Below are 19,581 nucleotides of genomic sequence, written 5' to 3'. Positions count from 1 at the left end.
TGTTGGTGTGTTGGGGGGGGGGGTTTGTTTTTTGTTAGGTGCCCCCCCCCCCCCCCCCCCCCACGTCACATTTCGTTGCGATGCGCGGCCTCCATGCATGTATTTGACCAAGCGGGCTCCGAGAGACTCGTTCACGGTCAGCTACCGCAAGACGCAGATGCCCTGCAGCGGCCTTGCCGCTCGAGAGCGTGATGATGCTGGCGACACGGCGCGAGGGCGGGGGGATAGCCCCGGGCTGGCCTCATCAAGTGCGGCCGGCTCAGGACTCGGGACTGACGAAACCCCCACGTCTGAGCCGTTAGCTCGGCCCCACCGCCGTCGCAGTTTCAAAATACGAGTTGGCACAGCGACCGCAGATCGCCCCCCAGCCGGGGCGGGCCCTCTCGTTCTGCGCCAACAGCCTGCGGACGGACTCGAGCGTCACCACAGCCGTTAGATCCCATCCGCGGTCCAGTCCCAAGCCGCACAGTGCCGAAGCGTTCGCTGCGAGGCCACCGTGCGGGAATCGGGAGCCGTCGGCTGCGAGCAGCCGGATGTGCCAGCGAGTCCCCGTCTGCCACACCGGCTCGCAAAACGCGTGCCTGCGCGGAGGATTTGACCGGTTCAACCTCACCACGCGACCGTACCGAACGTACGTCGGTCACGGCCATTGCGGCGAGCCAGGACGGTTGCCTGCGCTGATCGACGTAGCGCAAACGGCACGGCGAGGTGGTAGTGGGGCGGCCCGGTCAGGTGGGTGCGGATGACATCCATTGCCGCATACTTCCGCCTTGGCGGCCGAGCCTGACCCACTCACTCCTACTGTGACCTGCGGAAACTCGCTCGCCAAGGGAGATAGGCGAACTACACTCGCGTAATTTGATCAACGCTCGTGCGCACAGCGCAGCGCGCTTGGCAAGGCCCGCACTTCGATGACTCATGGCGGCCGCAAGCGCCAGACCCCTGGGACCACTTCGCGGTTGATGCGGACTGGGAGCCGCCCGTCAGGCGTGTCGGTAGTCCGATCGGTGCGAGTGCCACTGCCAGCGGTTATGCTCGGCAATTAGTACAGGTGTTCGCCGCGACTTCCCCCGTGGCGTACGCGTGCATTCGCGTACCCGGACGTGGGGAGGTGATAGCGATGGCGACCGCTGAGCGGTCCTGGTCGCGCCCCGGATTGATCGGGGGAGCGGGCGACGTCGCCCGCGTGCTGGCCGAGGTGAACGCGGCCGGGTTGCGCCGCGACCGTACGGCCGCCATGGCTCAGGCAGTGGGCAGCGCAGCGGATTCGGCGGTGGGCTCGGGTGACGCGTCGCGTCTGCAGCCCGTGGTGCCGGCGATCGGGGACCTGCTTCCCTGGGCAGGGCTGCGGCGCGGCGCCACCGTGGGGGTGCTCGGCTCAACGTCGCTGCTGATGACGCTACTTGCGCCGCCGATTGCGGCCGGGGCCTGGGCGGCGGTCGTGGGCCTGCCTGAGTTCGGCGCCCTAGCCGCTGGCAACGACTTCGGCATCGATCTTGCACGGTTGGCTCTGGTCCCGGCGCCCGGTCCGGACTGGCCAACCGTCGTTGCTGCGTTGATGGACGGGTTCGACGTGGTGGCCGTGGCGACTGCCGTAGCTCCCGCAGAAGCGGTGGCCCGGTCGTTGACGGCGCGAGCAAGACAACGCGGCTGCGTGCTGCTGACGGTGAAGACCGCGTGGCCGGGCGCCGACCTGAGCATCGAAGTCGTCGAGCGCCAGTGGACGGGGCTGGGCGTGGGTCGCGGCCGGCTGCGTCAGCAACAGCTGACGCTTCGCGCGACCGGTCGTGGCAGCGCAGCGAGACCTCGCACCGGCACGCTCACGCTGGGTGTCGAGTCGCGGGTGAGCATCCCGGCGCCCGAGGAGGCCGTACCCGCCGTGACGGCGGTTCCCACCCCGGCCACGCCGCCACCAGAGCCTGTCTGGCCACCGGCCCGGCCGGGCCGGCACGCCGTCGAGCCTCCAGTCGATCCGTGGGCAGCGTTGGTGCACCGCCTCCCACCGCCCGCGCCGCGTCGACGTCGAGCCGACCGAAATGGCGCTGCGACACCGCCGTCCGACGGGCGCGACGAGGCGGCGCGGCGGGAGCGACCCGAGTCGTGGCGGCTACCGGGTGCATAGGCCGCCAGCAGCGCAGTACGGTCCGAGGATGACGGTCGAGGGTGTGCTACAGACTCCTGACGGTCTGTGGCGGGTCGAGGTGGTGCGGCGGGACTCGATCGCCGCCGTCGAGCGCATCCTCGCTGACGCCGGCGTCGACAGGGCCACCCTGATCGACCCGACGGACCTGCCAACGACCAACGACTCTGACGCTGGAGCAGCATGACCGCCCGCGCCGTGCGCAGGGCGTGACCGGTGCGCCGACAAGGCGGTATCCTCGATCCATGGCGCACCAGTCCGGGCAGCACGTGAAGGGCGACACCGTGGCCCAGCTCGCTGAGGTGGGTATCCACGTGACCCCCGAGGGCAGGGCTGGCACGAGGGCCCTGCTTGCGAGGCGGCGCGCTCGACGGACACCCGAGAGCGCTGCGGCGCTGCGTCGACAGATCGGCCTCGAGCCGGCCCGGGCGGAGTAAGCCTCGGTCTGCGGCCCGTCCAGCTCGTTCTCGACGCCTCGGCCATCATCGCGTTCACCCGAGGGTCTGTCCCAGTCGGCGAGCTGATCGCTGAGGTCGACGACGCAGAGGGCTTGATCGGCCTTCCGGTGCTGTGTCTGGCGGAGGCCAGCCGGTGCGCCGCTGACACCGACCGGCTCACTCTGCTTGTCACTCATCATGCGACAGTGCTGCTGGACGTTCATGCCGAGGGCTGGCGGGCCTTGTCCACCTCGACGTACGAGATCGTGGGCCGGATGGACGCCGCATCGGCGGTCCTGGCGGCCGTCGAATTCGACTGCGACGTGGTGACCGCGACTCCCCGGCTGTACGCGGGCCTCGACGGCGACACCATCCTGCCGATCGAGGACTGACCAGCCAGGCGTCTGCTGATGCTGGCAGCATCACTGTCCCGGTGTGCGAGGCGAGGGCGCGGATCTGACCGCCGCCGGGCCACCCGCGTATCCATGGCGTCCCTAGCGCCCAGCCCTTGCGTGCCACGGGGGGCCGAGGGGTGGTTTTGACGGTTCCCGGAGGGGCGGCTGAGGACCGGTACGCTCTCCAGGGACCTCATCACGACCTCAGAGCGGACTCATGGCTGAACTGTCGGACCTGCCTCGTCGCCAATTCCCCTGCGACGAGTGCCCGATCCGTTCTGACAACAGCGACAACCCGAGATCCAAGTTCCCCGCTGAGCGGTGGAACGCGCTCGGCGCGTCGGTCCGCGATCCGCATACCGGCTACCAGCCCATGCCCGGCGACGTCATGTTCGGCTGCCACAAAGGAGAACCGGGCACGAACGCCGACCTGGCCTGCGCCGGCTGGCTCGCTCAGTTCGGCGGTGACCACGGCGGTGTCCGCCTGGCGGTGGTCCAGGGCAGGCTGCCCGACAGCGCACTCGAACCTGGCCCGAACTGGCCACCATTACACGAGACCTGGGCAGACGTCGTGCGGGCACAAACTGCACCAGACAATCCTTAGCGATCACACCGAGTTTGTGGGACGAACTCCTGCTGACCCCTGCCCAGAGCCAGCTAGGCCGTCCGGGTGGGGCCAACACCCCATCCATCAACCGCGGGGAAGTTGCCGGGCCGGCGGCCGGCAGCTGAGGCACGTACGCGGCCTGTCGAGCCGCCTACGAATCGTTGAAGGAGGTCCTGGGTGATGTGGAAGCTGGCCGAAGGCCGCGAGGTACGGTCCGGACCGTGATCAACCCGGGAACCCTGCCGATCGATGATGCCCGCGAGGACCTCGCCGCCGCGAACCTGCAGGCCTTCCTCGATGAGGCTCACCGCCGCGGTGCGGACCATGTCGGCACCCCAGAACGTGATCATGGCGCCGATCGCGACGGCCGGTTCGGCTGGAACCTGCCCATGGGCGACGGCACCGTGGTGCGGCTGCTCATGCCGGGCGTCGAGGTAACTCGCGTACGCGACGACCTGACCGCAAGCGCGCCGTGCCTTTACCTCAACGGAGGCGCCTGGTGGTGGCGCGACGCCGTCGGGCTGCTGGTGAGCCCGACCCGCTGGAGCACGACCTCACGATCGTCGACGGTGTAGCGCTCCGCCCGATCTGCCCCTAGCCGCCTGAACGCCTGTCTTCCTTCGTCAAGCCGGGTGGGCGCTAGTCCATGCCGCCGTCAGTTGCTCCATGACCTGGGCCGGGCTGCGCCGGCGGACCGGCCTCCGGCCGCGCCCCGGCCGAGGCCCGGCTGGTGTCAAACAGGTGACCTCGTCGATCCGCTTGAGCACGGCACAGCAGCTCGCGGTTGCCAAGGTCAGCGGTACGGTCCAACGGCTCGTACTCCGCGATGTCAGGCACGGACACCTGGACCACGTCGACGAAGTACTTGAGGAAAGCCGCGACCCGGTCGTGCTCGGCGAAGTCTTCGGGGCCTTCCTGGCACGAGCCGATCACCTGCCCTCGCTCCGGCCGGCGGTCGAGCTGCTCCGCGCCGCCGGCGCCGACGAGGAAAGGGCCGCTGCCGCAGCCGCACGGCGCCGCGAGCGATACCCGAACGGTCTCCTCTGACAGCTCCATCACGCCCGGGACGTTCTCGAAGTTGGTGTTTTGCCAGGTCATCGCTGTGATCACTGATGCGATCCAGGGAACAAGGCCGTAGGAAAATGTCGTACCCTCGGCATACTGTCTACCTGTGGTAGACAGCCGGCCACAGACAGGCCGAGGGGCCTCGCACCTTGCGGTCCGGGAAGACCGGTGCGAAGACCCCTCGGGATAGTGGGCGGACAGGTTAGTTGTGACGGTGTGAACGGGGCTGCTTCTAGTGCCAGCTAGAAGTGGCCCCAACCGTTCAGCGCCGTCACGAGGGTCGCGGCAGAACCCAGAAGTGCCGCCCCCGCGTACATCACGCGGATCACGGTGTTCCAGGACCTCTGCCTTTCGGGCTGAGTTGTCATCTCACCCCCTCCCTTGGGCCGCGTATATGACAGCACAGAGGTACGACAGATGCGGGGTACGTCCCGGTCGCCTTGTCCTCCTCCCTGGCTTCGCCTCTGCGCAGCGTTAATGACAGCACCGAGGTGCGACAGAAGTCGGACGCCATAGTCACGCGTCAACCCCCATCATCACCCTAGTCGTACGTCACCCCCCAAGACCTGTCGGGACCTGTTGGGGATGTGCCACTCGGGACCCCGATGCATTTGCGTACGTCACCCAGCAAAAACTCGGAGAACCTGCCACGCAAATTCCGGCCTGCACATTGCACTCAAAGCCATCACCGAGGAGGGGGTGGGCGAGGGTGGTGGGTACAGGCTGGGTGTCCCGGTCTAAGCCGTGAAATGGCTGTGGCCAGGTCAAAGGTTGTACTGATATCGAGGACAAAGTCGCGCCGAACTCGCGGACGTTGCACGGGTAGGCGGCCATCGCCAACGGAGAACGACCGCATCCAGCCCGAGCCCAGCAGCACGTAGCGCAAGGAGCGATGCAGCGGGCAACAACATGACCAACGTCAACACGACCGGGCACAACCCATCAACTCAAGTCGAGCGGATGTTCTCGCCGCTGCTGGTCGGCGACGAAATCGCTTTTCGTGCCGGGGCGATTCGCGCGGTGGCGGGAGGTCCTCGGGAAGCTCGTCGACGAGTTGCGACGGTGGTCGGAGAAACCGCGCGGGCGACGGTTCGCGGGTGGGCGAAGCGCCGACGGTGTTGGTGTTGGTTCTTTGCTGCGGCGGGGGCCGTGGAGGGCCGTTGGCCTAGGCCTGGCGGTTGACCACCGAGGCGAGCCAGGGCGCCCAGCCGAACCGCCAACGAGCTTATGAGTGATTGATCAGGTACCTGACCAGGGCCAGGATCAGAGACGGGCGCCGAGCGACGGGACGTTGTGGGGCGCGAGGTCTGGGCGCAGCCGTAGGTGCCGTACGCGGTGGCGATGTCGCCCGACCGGTCCGTCGACGGCGGTGTCGACTTCCACCTCGGCGACCAGGAGCGGCTCGACTTGGACGTACGGCACGGGTCGGCGGTCGGTGAGCTCTATCGACCAGGCGGCCGGTAGCGGGCGCGGCCACGGATGCCCGGCGCCGTCGCCCTGGAACACCATCGGACGCAGATGCTCGGCGAGCTCCGCGCGCTGAGCTGCCTTGATCGGATGGGTTTGCGCCAGGAAGTGCAGCCGCCCGCGCGAGTCCAGACGGCCGAGCAGCAGGCTCCCTGGGTTCGCTGGCATGCCTGTGACCCCGCCGATGATCAGCTCGGTGGTGCTGCGGCGGCGGACCTTGCGCCAGCCCACCGTCGCCGGCCGGTACGGCCGGTCCGTGCTCTTCACCACCAGGCCCTCGATGCCGGCGACGGCGTACTCGCCGAACCATGCCTGCGCGAGCTTGGGATCGGTGGTCTGCGGGCACAGTGGCAGAAGCGGTGGCGCGCCGACGAGCAGCTTCTGCAGGCGACGCCGCCGTGCGGCGAGGGGTTGGTCGAGCAGCTCGCGGCCGCGGGCGTCTTGCAGCAGGTCGAACAGCACCAAGTGCACCGGTCGCCGAGCGATCTCTCGTTGGAGGTTGCGTCCGGCGCTCACCCGCCGGCGCAGGTCGGTGAACGAGGTGCGGCCGCGGGCGGCGTCCCAACAGATGAGCTCACCGTCGGCTACCACCCCGGGTGGCAGGTGTTCGCCCAGGGCGGCGCACACGTCGGGGAAGTATGCACTCAGGTCGATTCCGTGCCTCGACTGCAGCCGGACCCGGTCGCGCTGCACCCAGGCGATGGCGCGCCACCCATCCCACTTGGGCTCCAGGACGGTGCGTTCCGGGTATGGCGGTTCCGGCGGCGCCGGCACGGCGGCAGCGCGCATCGGCTCCACCGGCCAGCGCAACACAGGACACCTCCACGTACGAGATCATCCTGACGCTAGCTCGCAGTGGATTGCTCTTGACCTGGGAAAACGTGTGATTTCGCGATCGTGATATCCAGACCCGGGGGACGGGCAGGTCCAGACATCGCGATCACGGACTCGCCGCCCATCAGCGAGGCGAGGTTCGACCTCCGCCGGGACGAAGGGCAAGTCGGCGTCGCGGCTGCGCGTACCCAGGCGGCGGTGATGCTGGCTGCATCACCAAGGCCGTCGTTGCATGCCGGGACGTGGGGGAGCGAAGGGGCCGCATCGCACGATCTATCCGGCCAGGAGCTCCTTGAGTGCTCGAGCTTGGGGGTGGCTGCGCAGTGCGCCGGGTACGCAGCCATACAGGTCACCGGCGCGGCGGCGCGGCAGGCCGACGCGGGAACGTGGCGGGATGTCGCTCAGCGCTTCGACGGCGAGGTGGCAGGCATCCAGTGTTCTGCCGTCGTGGTGTTCGCAGGCGGCTGCGTCGAGTCGCAGGAGCGTGCGCGTCAGGGTGCTGGTGCTCGGGGTCAGCTGCAGGGCGGCGGTTTGGGTTTCGCGTGCGCGCCCGGTGTGGCCGAGCACGGTCAGTGCCTGGGACAGGTGGACGTGGTGTTTCTGCTCGCAGTGTCCGAGCCAGGTGTCGGCGCGTTCCCGGGCGGGGAGTGCTGCGGCGATGCGGTCGGCGTCGCGCATCGCGGTCAGGGCCTTGCCGGGTTCGCGGGTCAGGGCGTAGGCGCGCGCTGCGACCGCGGCGGACAGTGCTGAGGCTGCGGTGTTGGCCCGGCCGGCGACGTGGCGGGCATGTTCGGCGAGGTCTGCGGCGAGCTGCGGAGCTCCGAAGTTGAGCCCGACCATGGCTTTGCGGGCCAGGACCCATGCCTGCAGCGAGCGGTCCCCGGACTGTTCGCCGGCCTGGGTGGCTGTCGCGAACCAGGCATAGGCCTCACGTTCGCGGCCCAGGTCGTGCAACACGATCGCCGTCATCCCGCCGAGCTGTCCGAGGATCCGGGCCAGCTCCGTGCGCTGGGACTGTGGGTGGTGCTGCTGCAGTAGCGGAGCGACGGTGGCGACCTGGTCGGTCAGCTCGGCGAGGATGTCGGTGGCTGGCCGTCCGCGGTAGCCGTGGCTGTAACGCTCCACCACTGCGTGTAGCTGTGTCAGGTCGGTGCGGCCGGTGTACGTCAGGGCCTGCTCGGCGCTGGCCAGGACGGCGGCCACGTGGGTGAGCGAGCCCGTGGTCAGGCCGGCGGCCAGGGCGTCGCGGAGAAGTTCACGTCGGCGCATGGGCGGCTCCTGCCTGCTGGACCCGGGGTGCTCGGTGCTGTCCTGCTCCCAGCATCGCGCAGCCAGTCCCAGCATCGCACCGGGGATGCGGAGACCGTCAGCGATCCTCTCGATGGTTTCCATCGCGGTGATCGACGCCGCGCCGCGCGCTACCAGGCTGATCTTCTCGGCCTTGATGCCTGTCGCCTCGGCGAGCCGGTTGTAACTGAGCCCGGCGTTCTTCGCCGCGGTGAACACCGTGGCGAACGATCGTGCGGCGAGGGCCAGCCTGATCTCGGGCTGCGCGAGCAGTTCCTGCGGAAACACCACCTGCGCAGAGGATCGGTGCACCGCACCCCCTCGGGAAGAACAAGCACGCTGGTCGATGCATGGTAGCGCCGCCGGGTCCGGCTTCATCACCCCACGATGGGGGGACCACGGTGGGGTTACGCCTCGGGGCGGCGTTGCGCTGAAGTGGCGGGACCATCCCAACGCGAAAGGGGCTGCCATGCAGACCACACCCGCCACGTCCAGCCTGGTCGACGACGACTTCCGCCTCGACGTCCAGGTCGACACCACGCCGGCGGCCAGCGCTAACCGTGGCTGTGACACCAACGACGGGTGCGGTAGCACCTGCGCGTCGGCCTGCGCCAGCCGCTGAACCGAGGCCGTCGGCAGGCGGGCATCGCCGCGCCTGCCGACGGCGAAGAGCGCAGTGCTCGCGTCCGGGACAAGGAGAGTCGATGAGCCAGGATCCGCCCCTGTACCTCCATGCCGGTGGCGCGATGCTGCGTGCCGCCGCTTTCTCACTGGATGAGCAGCTCGGCTGGCCGGATATGGGCGACCCGCAGTCTTGCCGGAGGTGGCTGAGCGCTGTGTGGGGCCTGCCGGGCTTCGCTGAGGCCGCCCGCTACGCCAGCACCCCGTTCGCCCAGCGGATCGAAGCCGTCATCGGGGGTGATCAGGTGGATCCGCGGCGGCTGCGCGCGGCGACCCTGTCCGCGATGCGCTATCTGCTGCGGGCGACCGGCCGTGTGACCCCGTTCGGGATGTTCGCCGGGGTCGCGCCCGCCATCGTCGGCGACGACGCGCAGGTGCGGTGGGCAGAGCAGCACCGGCCGATGGTTCGCCCCGGGACCGTGTGGCTCGACACGCTGATCGCTCGCCTTGAACGGCTGGCGTCGCTGCTGACGCGCGTGGATGTGGTGTTTTGCGACCTGGTCACCGACCGCGGCGAGCGCATCGAGGCGCCCACCGGGGCGGGACATGTCAGCGTCCGGAACACAGCCGTGGTACGGCTGATCCGGCAGGTTGCCGCCTATCCGGTCGCCGTGGCCACGCTCGCGGACAAGATCACCGCCCAGTTCCCGCACGCCACATCCGACACCGTGCGCGACCTGCTGTCGACCTTGGTGGAGCACGGCATCCTCATTACCAGCCTGCGCGCTGCGATGACCGACCCCGATCCGCTACGGCACCTGGTGGACCAGCTCGACCGCCATGGCACCGGCATAGCCGAGGTCGAGCACGTCACCGCGCAGCTGCGCGCGATCCAGGCGCTGGTGGACCGGCACAACGATCCCGGCACCGCCGCGACGGCGCAGGTGGAGCATCGCGCCGAGCTGACGGACCGCATGCGGCAGCTGTCGGCGACCGGCCGCAGCCCGCTGGCCGGTGACCTGTACCTGGACTGCCAGCTCCGCGTGCCCCGCCATCTGGCCGACGAGATGGCGGCCGCCGCGAGCGCGCTACTGCGGCTGACCCGTGAGCCGCGCCGCGATGACGCCTGGGACGACTGGGCGCGCGAATTCTGGGAGCGCTACGGCAGCGAGGTGATCGTGCCGGTCACCGAGGCCATCCACCCGGACGCGGGCATCGGGCTGCCCGCCGGTTTCCCCGCCAGCCCCTATCCCGAATTCCTCACCACGAAGGTGACCACCGCACGGGATCAGGAACTGCTGCGTCTGGCCTGGGAAACCATGGACGACGGCGGCAACGAGCTGGTGCTCACCGACGACATGATCACGGCGATCACCGCCGGGGAGCCGGTCGACGAGCGGCACGCTGCGCCGCACCTGGAGCTCGGCGCCCGGATCCGCGCCGCGTCTCCGGCCGCGCTCAACGACGGCGACTACCTGTTCGACGTGCACCCCGCGTGGACGATGGGCGCGTTCACCAGCCGGTTCCGGCATGCCGTATCCGACGCCGGCCTCGACACCGCCTGGCGGTCGCCTGCGGTGACGGTCGACGGCGCGCTGGCCGTGCAGCTGTCGTTCCCGCCGCTGTATCCGCACGCGCAGAACATCAGCCGCCAGCCCGCCTACCTGCCGCAGGTGTTGTCGGTCGGGGAGCACCGCGGCCACAGCCCGGACGTGATCCGCCTGGACGATGTGGGCGTCGTCTGGGCCCGCGACAGGGTGCACCTGATCAGCATCTCCCGGCGGCAGCTGCTCGAACCGCAGGTGCTGCACGCGCTCGCCCTGCCCAAGCAGGCCCCGGCCGTGGCCCGGTTCCTGGCGATGCTCAGCCGCGGCTCACGGGGCCGGCTGACCGTGTTCACCTGGGGCCCGCCCGCCGAGCTGCTGCCGCACCTGCCCCGCGTGCGGTATCGGCGGGCCATCCTGTCGCCCGAGACGTGGCGCATCACGGCAGCCGCGTACGCCGCCATGCGAACCGACTGGGACACGGCCCTCGCGGCGTGGCGCCAGAAGTGGCGCTGCCCGCCCACCGTCGAGCTGCTCGACGAGGACCGGTCGCTGCGCCTCACCCTCACCGTCGCCGCCCACCGGCAGCTGCTACGCGCGCACCTCGACGAGCACGACCACGCCACCCTCACCGAAACCGCCACCCACACCGACACGGGCTGGGCCGACCATCACATCGCGGAGGTCGTCATGCCCTTTGTCCGCGACCGGCCCCCCGCTGCCAACACGGCGGTCACCGGCTACCTGCCCGTGACCACCAACCGGACCGCGGTTCAGCTGCCCGCAGCACCGCAAACCGCATGGCTGTACGCGCAGGTGTTCACCGGCGCCGACCGCATCGACGATCTGCTGCGAACGCTGCCCGGCCTGCTCACCGAGCTGGACCATCCGATGTACTGGTTCGCCCGCTACCGCAGCGTGCGCGAACCCGACCATCTGCGGCTACGCATCCGCGTCGACGGCCCCGAGCAGTACGCGGCCACCGCCACGGTGGTGGGACGCTGGGCGCAGCAGCTGCGCGATCGCGGCGCCACCTCCCGGATGAACCTGGCGACCTACCGTCCCGAGATCGGTCGCTACGGCGACGGCCCCGCCACGGCGGCCGCCGAGGCCGTCTTCGCCGCCGATTCCCACGCCGTCGTGACCGCCCTGCCCCTGCTCGCCGGTCAACGCCTGCACCCCCAGGTGCTGACCGCCGCCGGCCTGACCGACATCGCCGACGCCTTCCACCACGACCGCAGCGCCGCCACGCAATGGCTGCTCGATCATCTACCCGCCAGCGGCGCCCCCACCGCGGACCGGTCGGTCATCCGGCAGGCGATCAGCGGGGCCCATGACCCCGGCAACCCGCCCGGGCTCGCCACCGCCTGGCAGCAACGCCGTGCCGCGCTCACCGCCTACCGGGCCTGCCTGGCACCCGACGCCGACCAGACGAAGATCCTCGCCGGGCTGCTGCACATGCACCACAACCGTGCCCGCGGCGTCGACCGCGACGACGAGGCCACCTGCCAGCACCTCACCCGGCGGATCGCGCTCGCCCGGCGAGCCCGCACCAGCTCATGACCGCCATACCCGCCGGGCAGACACAGTCCCTGGGCGCCGGCACCGCAGGACACGCGCTGCTGGCCGTCGAACGCGCCCACCGCCAGATGGCCGCCTGGCGCGACGTGCACCGCCTGGCACAGACCATGACCGGCCACCCGCTCGCGGCGCACCCCGACACCGGCGGGCTGTTCCACGGTGCCACCGCGGTCGCCTTCACCCTGCACACCGCCGGGCATCCCGCCTACGCCGACGCGCTCGCCACGCTCGACCAGGCCATCAACACCATGATCCGGCGCCGCCTCACCGCCGCGCACCGCCGCATCGACGCGCAACGGCTGCCACAGGCTGGGGAATATGACCTGATCAGCGGCATCACCGGCCTGGGCGTCTACCTGCTGCACCGCCACGGCGACCACCCGCTGCTACGCGACTGCCTGACCTACCTCGTGCGGCTCACCGAACCCCTGCACATCGACGGCGAACACGTGCCCGGCTGGTGGGCCGCAGGCAGCCCCGACCGGCATGCCCACCCCCGATGGAGTGCAGGTCACGCCGGCTTCGGCATTGCACATGGTGTCGCCGGACCCCTGGCACTACTGTCTGCGGCGATGCAGCGAGCAGTCACCGTCGACGGCCACGCCGCGGCCATCACACACCTGTGCGCCTGGCTCGACCAGTGGCGCACCGGCAGCGGCCGCGACGCGTGGTGGCCCGAGGTCATCGGCCGAGACGAGTGGCGCACCAGGCAACCCGACCAGGGCGCGCCGATGCGGCCCTCCTGGTGCTACGGCACCCCCGGCATCGCCCGCGCCCAGCACCTCGCCGGCCTCGCCACCGCCGACCCCGGCCGCGTGCACACCGCCGAGCAGGCCCTGCTCGGCTGCGCCACCGACCAGCGCCAGCTCGCCCACCTGGATAGCCCCGGCCTGTGCCACGGCGCCGCCGGGCTGGCCCACACGCTCGGATGCGCCGCCACCGACACCGGCAACCCCGAGCTGCGTACAGCCGCCGCAGCCGTCCTGGCCCGCGCCCGCCAGCAGCATCCCGGAACTGACGGGGGCCTGCTGGAGGGCGTCACCGGCGTGCTGCTGACCACCATCGCCGGAGACGTACCCCAGCCGGCGGTCTCTGGCTGGGACACCTGCCTGCTGGTCCGAGGCAGCACCGCACAACCACCGATCCGGGAGACGACCACATGACTACCACTTCCGCCACCACCGGACAGTCCCCGGACGTCCTGCGCAACGCCATGGTCGACCGCATCTTGCGCAGCCGAACGCTGAGCAAGCCGGTCGAGCAGGCCCTGCGGCAGGTCGAGCGCCACCGTTACGTGCCGCAAGCGCCGCTGGCCGAGGCATACGACGCCGAAGCGGTCATCACGCACGTCTTCCCGGACGGCACAAGCCTCAGCTGCGCATCACACCCGGACATCGTCGCCGCCATGCTCGACATGCTCGACGTGCAACCCGGGCAGCGCATCCTCGAGATCGGCGCCGGCACTGGCTACAACGCGGCCCTCCTCAGGACGCTGACCGGCCCGAACGGCACCGTCACCACGGTCGACATCAACGCCGACGTCACCGCCGGCGCCCGCCGCCACCTGGACGACACCGGACTGCACGACGTCACCGTCCTCACCCGAGACGGCGCCCAGGGCGCACCCGAACACGCCCCGTTCGACCGCCTCATCGTCACCGTCGGCGCCTGGGACATCCCCCCGGCGTGGTGGGACCAGCTGCTCCCCGGCGGCCGGCTCGTGCTGCCGCTGCGCTGGCGCGGCACCACCCGCGCCGTAGCACTGGCCAAACACGCCGACCGCCTCGAGGCCGAACAGATGATTCTGTGCGGGTTCGTGCCCATGCTTGGCCAGGACGGCGAGAAGAACACCACCCTCGACCCGGCCAAGTCGGTGACCATCCACTACGACATCGACCAGCACGTGGACCCCAGCGCGCTGCAAGGCGTGCTCGCCCGCGACAAGAGCGTGCTGTGGTCCGAGGTCACCGTGCACGGCGAAGAGCCGTTCGATGGTGTCTGGCTGCGGCTGACCGCCACCCACCCCGGCACCATCCGCATCCAAGCCAACCAGGATGCCGTCGCATCAGGCCTGTGCACACCGGCCGTCGCCGTCCGCAGCCCCGCCCTCGTCGAGGACGGCTCGCTCGCGTACTTCACGATCCGGCGCAGTGACCACACACCTGGTCGCTGGCAGCTCGGCGCCACAGGCCACAGGGCCGCCGGCCGCGCCCTCGCCGAGCACATCATCGACCAGATCGACGCCTGGGGAACGGCGCGAACAGTCAACCCAGAACTGAGCGTCTACCCGGCCGGCACCGATGTGCCAGCCGACCAGACCGGACTGCAGATCAACAAGTCGACCACACGTCTGGTACTCCGCTACTGAAGCACGCACTGCCGCACCGTGATGCCAACCAGCATCAGCGCCTGCCTCTCGACTTCGACCAACCCCTTTGCCAAGGCTGGATCTACGGTGATGCGGGCGGCATCTCGCAGCGTGACATTGACGGCTAGAGACGGGGAGCTTGCACACTCGGCTTCGGCCGACCGGCTCGCGCCAGGGTGGGCTGGCGTTCAGGTCGCGCTGCTTGCGCTCGCCGAGCATCGTGACCAGCAGGCGAAGGCCGCCGCAACCTGAGAATCTCAGGCAGGTTGGGGGTTGCGCAGGCTGTACTGCTGTGAGGCTGGGGCCACGCGCTGGTCGACCTGCTCGGTAGTCGACGGGCTCCCCGCCGATCGGATGACGGTGATGCTCCCTGCACCGCGTCCATTGAGATCCTGCCGGCAAGCAAAGTTGGGGCTGGTGGCTTCGTTCGCGAATTTGGGCGCCAGATGTTTGCGACTCTCGGCACCACTCTGGCGGTACCGGCCGCCGCAATGTTCGTGAATCGGCACCGCTTACCGATCTTGATTGGGTGGCGCCGACGGTTGCTCAGGAGTTCGCTCACGCTGAGTGCAAGCGATCATGAAGCCACTCGGGGCGCGGGTGCGCTGATCTGCCGAAGATAGTGCGCTTAATTCAAGAATGAGCGCCATCTCTGAGCTCCGGCTCACCGCGTATGTCTAGATGCCGTCGTACGACCGGCGCCCTGGGGCGCAGGTTGGTGCCCTGCCGGGGCGCGTCACCGAACTGCAAACCACGGCGTGATGGGTCGAATCACTGATCGTTACGGCCAGTTTCGCGGTCATATAGCAACGGAGGATGCCCCAGCGCCTACGCCCTGGGCATCCTCCGTCTGTAGTTCATTGGGCCGAACCGCGATCACTCAGCGTCCGCTTGGCACATATCGATGGCCGACAGCTACCTGTGTGCCCCAGGCTGGTTGGCCCTGCTTCGACGGATTCTCTCGGCGCCGCTCTTGTTGAGACGGTACTGAAGCATCTCGGGGCTGATGCCGTACCTACGCTGCGCGACGTCAGGCGGGACGTTCCGGGTGACGAGCCCCCGAGCAGCTTGATCCGTGAGCAGTAGCTTTCCGCCGAGACAGTCAGCCTCGTCTTCCATCTCTTGATCCCAGTGACGGCATCCGCTGGCGTTGAACGCGACGACGGGGGTGTGTAGAAGCAGGCCGTGGGCGAGCTCGTGGCAGATACTCGAATGCTGGCGAGGTAGCCCGTGAGAGTCGTTCACCACGATGCGCCGCTCGGAGCCGTTGAACACGGTTGCGGCACTGAGCGACCTGTCGCCCTCTTCCAACAGGCATGACACGCTCGGCTCGATCTTGGCGATGTCACTGAGCCGGTGGATTTCAATCTCTAGGTGGGCGGCCAGGTTCCACGGGTCGAGCGGATCGAAGGGTCCGAGGTTCAGTTCGGCTCGGATCGACGCCGCGGTGCTGTTGGCTTCTGAGTGGAAGCCTCGACGCAGTTGTCCCACAGCAGGCTCAACCCTCCGTCATCTGGCGGTACATGACCTCGATGACCTTCTCGATCGCTTCGGCCTTGCGGTCGTCCAGATTTCTGTCGGCACGCAGGTAGCTCGACACGCCGGCGAGGGTGCCGTGGGCCTCCTGCCTTGGCTGCGTTCGACGAACGAAGTCGTCGGCGCTCAATCCGGCCCAGTCCACCAGCGCCGCCAGGCTGTCGACATCGGGTCTGCGGCCTTGGGCCAGTCGAGTCAGTGTCGAGGGGCTCACCTTGGCTTCGTCGCTTACCTGTTTCCAGCGCAGCGAACGTTCCGCTCGGGTCCTGTCTAGTGCCGCGTAGAACGCGGCGGCGTCGAAGCGCCCCTTCTCGGGCTCATCGCTCATCCCGTCTCCCTCGGGTCGTCGGACACCCCATCATTGCATGGGTGAAACGGCTTGCACTCTCGGCATCTCCATGGCAAGGTCAGTTTCGACATCGGCACGACTTGCAACATAGAAATACGGTGTCGCCGGGAGTTCCCCGGGCAAAGTCTGCCCACCGTCCGGCACACAGCTTCGTTCCGCGAAAGAGAGAGCAGCCATGCCCGACAAGCACGACGACATCGAGGTCAAGGTCGACTTTGCGACCGCCGACCGGCCGTACCGCCGCGAGTACGCCGGCACGGTCACGATCGGCACCGTTCTGACCGACTCCTTGCACGCGTTCGGCGTTGCCGCCGACGGGACCACCCGGTACTACCTCAAGCACAACGGGGACGAGGTCCCCGGTGACAAGACCGTCGGGGACATCGCTGGCCGTGCTCGCAACCTGCACCTCAAGCTGCGTACCGAGACGATCCAGGGCGCGAGCTGACCGGATATGGACATCGAGAGTGTGATCGCTCTCGGGCGGGACGTCCCGCCGGTGGAGGAGTTTCTCTCCTCCACCGGCGGGCGGCTCGTGCACCGAGAGGAAGACCCGCTGGGTCTCTACTGGGCGGTCGTGCAACCCGCTGCCTGTGCCGACGGCCTGTTCGTCGCGCGCATCTCCTGGACGTTGTACCCGCACCGCCCTCCGTCGCTGCTGTTCGCCCCCTCGGTCGGCCTGCCGACCGGCGATCCGCGGGCATGGCCCGCAGCGAGCGGGTACCGCGCTCCAAACGACATCTGCAAGCCGTTCACCGCCGAGGGCCAAGCACTCCATACGGAGTGGGCGACCGGCCCGCATGCCTGGCGCAACACCGGCAACCCGTTCCTCTTCGTGGTGGAGAACCTCGTCGAGGACATCAACCGGGTCGGGGGTGCACGAGCGGCATGAGTCAGCCCAACCTCATCGTTCCAGCCTCAGCCTCAATCCGTCTCTGCGCCGACATCCGCCGCTACGGCCAAGCCGGTGTGGAGACTGGCGGTCTCCTGCTCGCCAAGGCTGGCGACCCTAGGGTGAGCGTTGTCGCGGTCGCCGGAACGACCGGAATCGTCCGTCGGTACGGTCTTTTCATCATCACCAGGCACGCCTTCGACACGATCTTTACCTGGGCCGAAGACCACCAACTTCAGGTCCGCGCGATGGTCCACTCGCACGCCGAAGAGGCGTTCCTGTCTCGCACCGACCGGGAAGGTGGCCTGCGGGTGAAGGGCTTCTACAGCGCGGTCGTGCCCACTTTCGACAACCCACCCGAGGACTCTGCCCTGTGGCGCTGGTGGACCTTCACCTCGGACTGGACAGCAATTGAAGCGCCACGCTGCGACCCGATGGTGACCGCGACCGACAGTGTCGTCTTCGACGGGGATGGTGTACGTGCCGACTGACTACAGCCGTCCTCTCCTGCTGGCCGGCACCGCTGGGGGCAGCGAACCAGATAGCCTTCGCGCTCGGATCGAAGCGTCTCAGGTCCACATCTCGGTGGACCCCACTGTGCCTGGCAGCGGCACCTGCCTTCGTGTCCTGGTCGCAGACCTGAGGCGCCTACCCGTCCAGCTCAGCCTCGACCCCGGACGCGGTTCCAAGCGCCTCGGTGACGACCTTGTCGACCAGGTCCTGCGTATTGCCGCCGGTATCGACCCGCAACGCTCGATCAGGGTGGGCGGCGCACCTCCGGACGCGGTTCATGTCCAGGTCGGTGTCGATCATGCTGCCGCAGACCTCACCGGAGTCCCCGATGGACACGGCACGCGTATCAGGCGACCCGGCTACCCGTTCCCGAGGTTGGAGCACGCTGGCAGCGGCCTCGGCGCAGTCCTGACCGCCGCCATGCTCACCGGTGAGATCTTCAAGATGGTCACCGCACTTCGACCAGGCACATACCGACATATTGACACGCTGAACTTCTGCCCCGTCGCACTCTTCTCATCGCACCACCGGGCACCTGAACACCTCCACGTCGAACGGCTGGCGCTCGTCGGCGCCGGCGCGATCGGCACCGCCGTCGCGCTCATCCTCAGTGTGCTGGAAGCAACCGGAGACCTGACCGTTATCGACCGCCAGATCTTCGAATCACCGAACGTGATCACCTACAGTCTCGGCACCGACGAAGACGCCGGTGCCCGACTGCCCAAGGTCGACATCGTCGGAACGGCACTCCAGCGCATGAACATTCGTCGCGTTCACGGCACGGTCGACGACTTCATTTCCCATATCGACGCGGGAACGATGCCACTCCCGCATACGGTGCTCGGCGCCGTGGACAACATCGCAGCACGGCACGACCTCCAACGCATCTACGCCGACCTCGTCCTTGACGGCGGCACCGGCGGACGCGCCGGCACCACGGTCAGCCTGCACGAAGCTCTGCCCACAGGCCCGTGCATGCGCTGCTACTTCCCCACCAACAATGCGACAGTGACCGCCGAGCAGCGCCTGCACCAGGCAACCGGTCTACCGCTGGCGCGCATCGCCCAAGGCGATCAGGCACTCACTGAGGACGACTTGCGCGGCCTACCCCGTCAGGGCCGTCGGCTGCTCGAACAACATCTCGGCAAGCCTGTCTGTGGGCTCGGTCGAGTCATGAATCTAACCACCGTCAACGGCGACAACAGCTACCAACCGTCCGCAGCATTCGTCGCCCAGCAGGCCGCAAGCCTTATGGTGGGCGCGCTCATCGCCCGCGCCCACAACGAAGACAGCAATGTCCGTATGCGCCAGATCGAGTACGACACCCTGTACGGCCCTCAACTCGACATGATCGACGACCGCCGGCCGCGCTCAGATTGCTACTGCCAGACCAGCCAGGACGTCATCCGAGCCGTACGCAACGAACGACTTGGCGCAGTGGAGGCTTACCGTCTATAGCGATGAGACGAGTGCGGCCCGACGTTGCTGAGTGCCGCGAAACCCTCTCGAAACATCCCTTGAGCCCGACGGGACCTGTGGCCGTCTGTGAAGGATCGTTATGACCGATAGCTTGAGGGGCGAAGGTGAGCTGGCTTCCACTCGATGCCCTATTTGTCAGGTTGAACCGGAACGCGAGCATCTCCCTCCGTACCCGTGCGCGCCCGGCGTCTGGCGGGATACACGGGAGGGAGCGCGCGCGGCTGAAAAGACTCCTGTTGCCAAACGAAGGTGGGCACTAGAAGCTATAAAGCGATCTGCTTAATCGAAGCACAGGTAGGCGGTCGATCGATGCCCGCTGGCTTCCGGTTTCATGGTTCCCAGACGGCCTTGATCTTGATCATAGTGCGAGTACCGCCAGCACCAGCGAGCCCAGTGGCGGCTGGAACGCCATCGGTTGGTGCAGGCTCGCGGATGCGGCGTACCGGACTGCCCTCGGTGCGCTGCA

The 19,581-nt window shown here is 68.5% G+C and carries 18 protein-coding genes; 13 read left to right on the top strand and 5 right to left on the bottom strand.

Annotated features, from left to right (window positions below; all coding sequences use genetic code 11):
* Positions 1–1,120: 1,120 nt before the first annotated feature.
* The 5 genes from imuA' (at position 1,121) to IT780_RS15220 (ending at position 4,154) form a co-directional block, all read left to right on the top strand.
* Entirely contained in the window at positions 1,121–2,122 is a 1,002-nt protein-coding gene (imuA', locus tag IT780_RS15240; protein WP_233412862.1) for a DnaE2-dependent mutagenesis accessory factor ImuA', read from the top strand.
* A gap of 28 nt (positions 2,123–2,150) precedes the next feature.
* Positions 2,151–2,327 carry a hypothetical protein gene (locus IT780_RS15235; RefSeq protein ID WP_199512189.1) on the top strand — a complete coding sequence of 59 codons (177 nt, stop codon included), beginning with the start codon at positions 2,151–2,153 and terminating at the stop codon, positions 2,325–2,327.
* Between the two features lie 456 nt (positions 2,328–2,783).
* The gene (locus tag IT780_RS41855; RefSeq protein ID WP_233412861.1) at positions 2,784–2,969 is read left to right on the top strand and encodes a hypothetical protein; all 186 of its coding nucleotides are present in this window, start codon (positions 2,784–2,786) and stop codon (positions 2,967–2,969) included.
* A 220-nt stretch (positions 2,970–3,189) separates the two neighbouring features.
* Positions 3,190–3,576 carry a DUF6283 family protein gene (locus tag IT780_RS15225; protein WP_199512188.1) on the top strand — a complete coding sequence of 129 codons (387 nt, stop codon included), beginning with the start codon at positions 3,190–3,192 and terminating at the stop codon, positions 3,574–3,576.
* 224 nt (positions 3,577–3,800) lie between these two features.
* Positions 3,801–4,154, top strand: a complete 354-nt coding sequence (locus IT780_RS15220; protein ID WP_199512187.1) for a hypothetical protein — start codon at positions 3,801–3,803, stop codon at positions 4,152–4,154.
* A gap of 64 nt (positions 4,155–4,218) precedes the next feature.
* On the opposite strand, the gene IT780_RS15215 is transcribed toward IT780_RS15220, so the two are convergent.
* From IT780_RS15215 to IT780_RS15205, 3 genes are all read right to left on the bottom strand, one after another.
* Positions 4,219–4,689 (bottom strand): hypothetical protein, encoded by a 471-nt coding sequence (locus IT780_RS15215; RefSeq protein WP_199512186.1) that lies wholly within the window; start codon positions 4,687–4,689, stop codon positions 4,219–4,221.
* A 1,218-nt stretch (positions 4,690–5,907) separates the two neighbouring features.
* The gene (locus IT780_RS15210) at positions 5,908–6,900 is read right to left on the bottom strand and encodes an ATP-dependent DNA ligase (RefSeq protein WP_199512185.1); all 993 of its coding nucleotides are present in this window, start codon (positions 6,898–6,900) and stop codon (positions 5,908–5,910) included.
* A gap of 318 nt (positions 6,901–7,218) precedes the next feature.
* Positions 7,219–8,523 carry an NsdA family TPR-like regulatory protein gene (locus IT780_RS15205; RefSeq protein WP_307831200.1) on the bottom strand — a complete coding sequence of 435 codons (1,305 nt, stop codon included), beginning with the start codon at positions 8,521–8,523 and terminating at the stop codon, positions 7,219–7,221.
* Positions 8,524–8,701: 178 nt separating this feature from the next.
* Here IT780_RS15205 and IT780_RS15200 point away from each other — a divergent pair, with 178 nt between their 5' ends.
* The 4 genes from IT780_RS15200 to fxlM all read left to right on the top strand — a co-directional run bounded on the left by IT780_RS15200 (position 8,702) and on the right by fxlM (position 14,346).
* Entirely contained in the window at positions 8,702–8,854 is a 153-nt protein-coding gene (locus IT780_RS15200; protein WP_199512184.1) for an FxLD family lanthipeptide, read from the top strand.
* An 82-nt stretch (positions 8,855–8,936) separates the two neighbouring features.
* Positions 8,937–11,960 carry a lantibiotic dehydratase gene (locus IT780_RS15195; RefSeq protein WP_199512183.1) on the top strand — a complete coding sequence of 1,008 codons (3,024 nt, stop codon included), beginning with the start codon at positions 8,937–8,939 and terminating at the stop codon, positions 11,958–11,960.
* Positions 11,957–13,141: a lanthionine synthetase C family protein gene (locus tag IT780_RS15190; RefSeq protein WP_199512182.1), complete on the top strand. Its 1,185-nt coding sequence runs from the start codon at positions 11,957–11,959 to the stop codon at positions 13,139–13,141. The genes IT780_RS15195 and IT780_RS15190 overlap by 4 nt, the downstream gene beginning before the upstream one ends.
* Positions 13,138–14,346, top strand: a complete 1,209-nt coding sequence (gene fxlM / locus IT780_RS15185; protein WP_199512181.1) for a methyltransferase, FxLD system — start codon at positions 13,138–13,140, stop codon at positions 14,344–14,346. The genes IT780_RS15190 and fxlM overlap by 4 nt, the downstream gene beginning before the upstream one ends.
* Before the next feature lie 915 nt (positions 14,347–15,261).
* On the opposite strand, the gene IT780_RS15180 is transcribed toward fxlM, so the two are convergent.
* Positions 15,262–15,837, bottom strand: a complete 576-nt coding sequence (locus IT780_RS15180; protein ID WP_199512180.1) for an ImmA/IrrE family metallo-endopeptidase — start codon at positions 15,835–15,837, stop codon at positions 15,262–15,264.
* Between the two features lie 7 nt (positions 15,838–15,844).
* The gene (locus IT780_RS15175) at positions 15,845–16,210 is read right to left on the bottom strand and encodes a helix-turn-helix domain-containing protein (RefSeq protein WP_199512179.1); all 366 of its coding nucleotides are present in this window, start codon (positions 16,208–16,210) and stop codon (positions 15,845–15,847) included.
* A 196-nt stretch (positions 16,211–16,406) separates the two neighbouring features.
* On the opposite strand from IT780_RS15175, the gene IT780_RS15170 reads away from it, so the two are divergent.
* The 4 genes from IT780_RS15170 to IT780_RS15155 are packed head-to-tail and all read left to right on the top strand — an operon-like array spanning position 16,407 to position 19,094.
* A complete protein-coding gene (locus IT780_RS15170; protein ID WP_199512178.1) occupies positions 16,407–16,679 on the top strand; it encodes a hypothetical protein in 273 nt (90 codons plus the stop codon).
* Positions 16,680–16,685: 6 nt separating this feature from the next.
* Complete coding sequence (locus IT780_RS15165) at positions 16,686–17,123, top strand: hypothetical protein (protein ID WP_199512177.1); 438 nt, start codon at positions 16,686–16,688, stop codon at positions 17,121–17,123.
* Positions 17,120–17,614, top strand: coding sequence for a Mov34/MPN/PAD-1 family protein (locus tag IT780_RS15160; RefSeq protein WP_199512176.1), 495 nt, complete (start codon positions 17,120–17,122; stop codon positions 17,612–17,614). The genes IT780_RS15165 and IT780_RS15160 overlap by 4 nt, the downstream gene beginning before the upstream one ends.
* Positions 17,604–19,094, top strand: a complete 1,491-nt coding sequence (locus IT780_RS15155; RefSeq protein ID WP_199512175.1) for a ThiF family adenylyltransferase — start codon at positions 17,604–17,606, stop codon at positions 19,092–19,094. Before IT780_RS15160 ends, IT780_RS15155 begins: the two co-directional genes overlap by 11 nt.
* Positions 19,095–19,581 lie beyond the last annotated feature (487 nt).

The organism is Nucisporomicrobium flavum (assembly GCF_016464385.1).
Classification (GTDB): Bacteria; Actinomycetota; Actinomycetes; order Mycobacteriales; family Micromonosporaceae; genus Actinoplanes; species Actinoplanes flavus_A.
The sequence above is the reverse complement of the archived record's forward strand: the minus strand, read 5'-3'. Positions and strand labels throughout refer to the sequence as shown.

Excerpts from the sequence above, each read along its gene's own strand:
- imuA' (WP_233412862.1), top strand. The coding sequence starts at position 1,121 with ATGGCGACCGCTGAGCGGTCCTGGTCGCGCCCCGGATTGATCGGGGGA.
- IT780_RS15235 (WP_199512189.1), top strand. The coding sequence starts at position 2,151 with ATGACGGTCGAGGGTGTGCTACAGACTCCTGACGGTCTGTGGCGGGTC.
- IT780_RS15225 (WP_199512188.1), top strand. The coding sequence starts at position 3,190 with ATGGCTGAACTGTCGGACCTGCCTCGTCGCCAATTCCCCTGCGACGAG.
- IT780_RS15210 (WP_199512185.1), bottom strand. The coding sequence starts at position 6,900 with ATGCGCGCTGCCGCCGTGCCGGCGCCGCCGGAACCGCCATACCCGGAA.
- IT780_RS15200 (WP_199512184.1), top strand. The coding sequence starts at position 8,702 with ATGCAGACCACACCCGCCACGTCCAGCCTGGTCGACGACGACTTCCGC.
- IT780_RS15195 (WP_199512183.1), top strand. The coding sequence starts at position 8,937 with ATGAGCCAGGATCCGCCCCTGTACCTCCATGCCGGTGGCGCGATGCTG.
- IT780_RS15190 (WP_199512182.1), top strand. The coding sequence starts at position 11,957 with ATGACCGCCATACCCGCCGGGCAGACACAGTCCCTGGGCGCCGGCACC.
- fxlM (WP_199512181.1), top strand. The coding sequence starts at position 13,138 with ATGACTACCACTTCCGCCACCACCGGACAGTCCCCGGACGTCCTGCGC.
- IT780_RS15175 (WP_199512179.1), bottom strand. The coding sequence starts at position 16,210 with ATGAGCGATGAGCCCGAGAAGGGGCGCTTCGACGCCGCCGCGTTCTAC.
- IT780_RS15170 (WP_199512178.1), top strand. The coding sequence starts at position 16,407 with ATGCCCGACAAGCACGACGACATCGAGGTCAAGGTCGACTTTGCGACC.
- IT780_RS15165 (WP_199512177.1), top strand. The coding sequence starts at position 16,686 with ATGGACATCGAGAGTGTGATCGCTCTCGGGCGGGACGTCCCGCCGGTG.
- IT780_RS15160 (WP_199512176.1), top strand. The coding sequence starts at position 17,120 with ATGAGTCAGCCCAACCTCATCGTTCCAGCCTCAGCCTCAATCCGTCTC.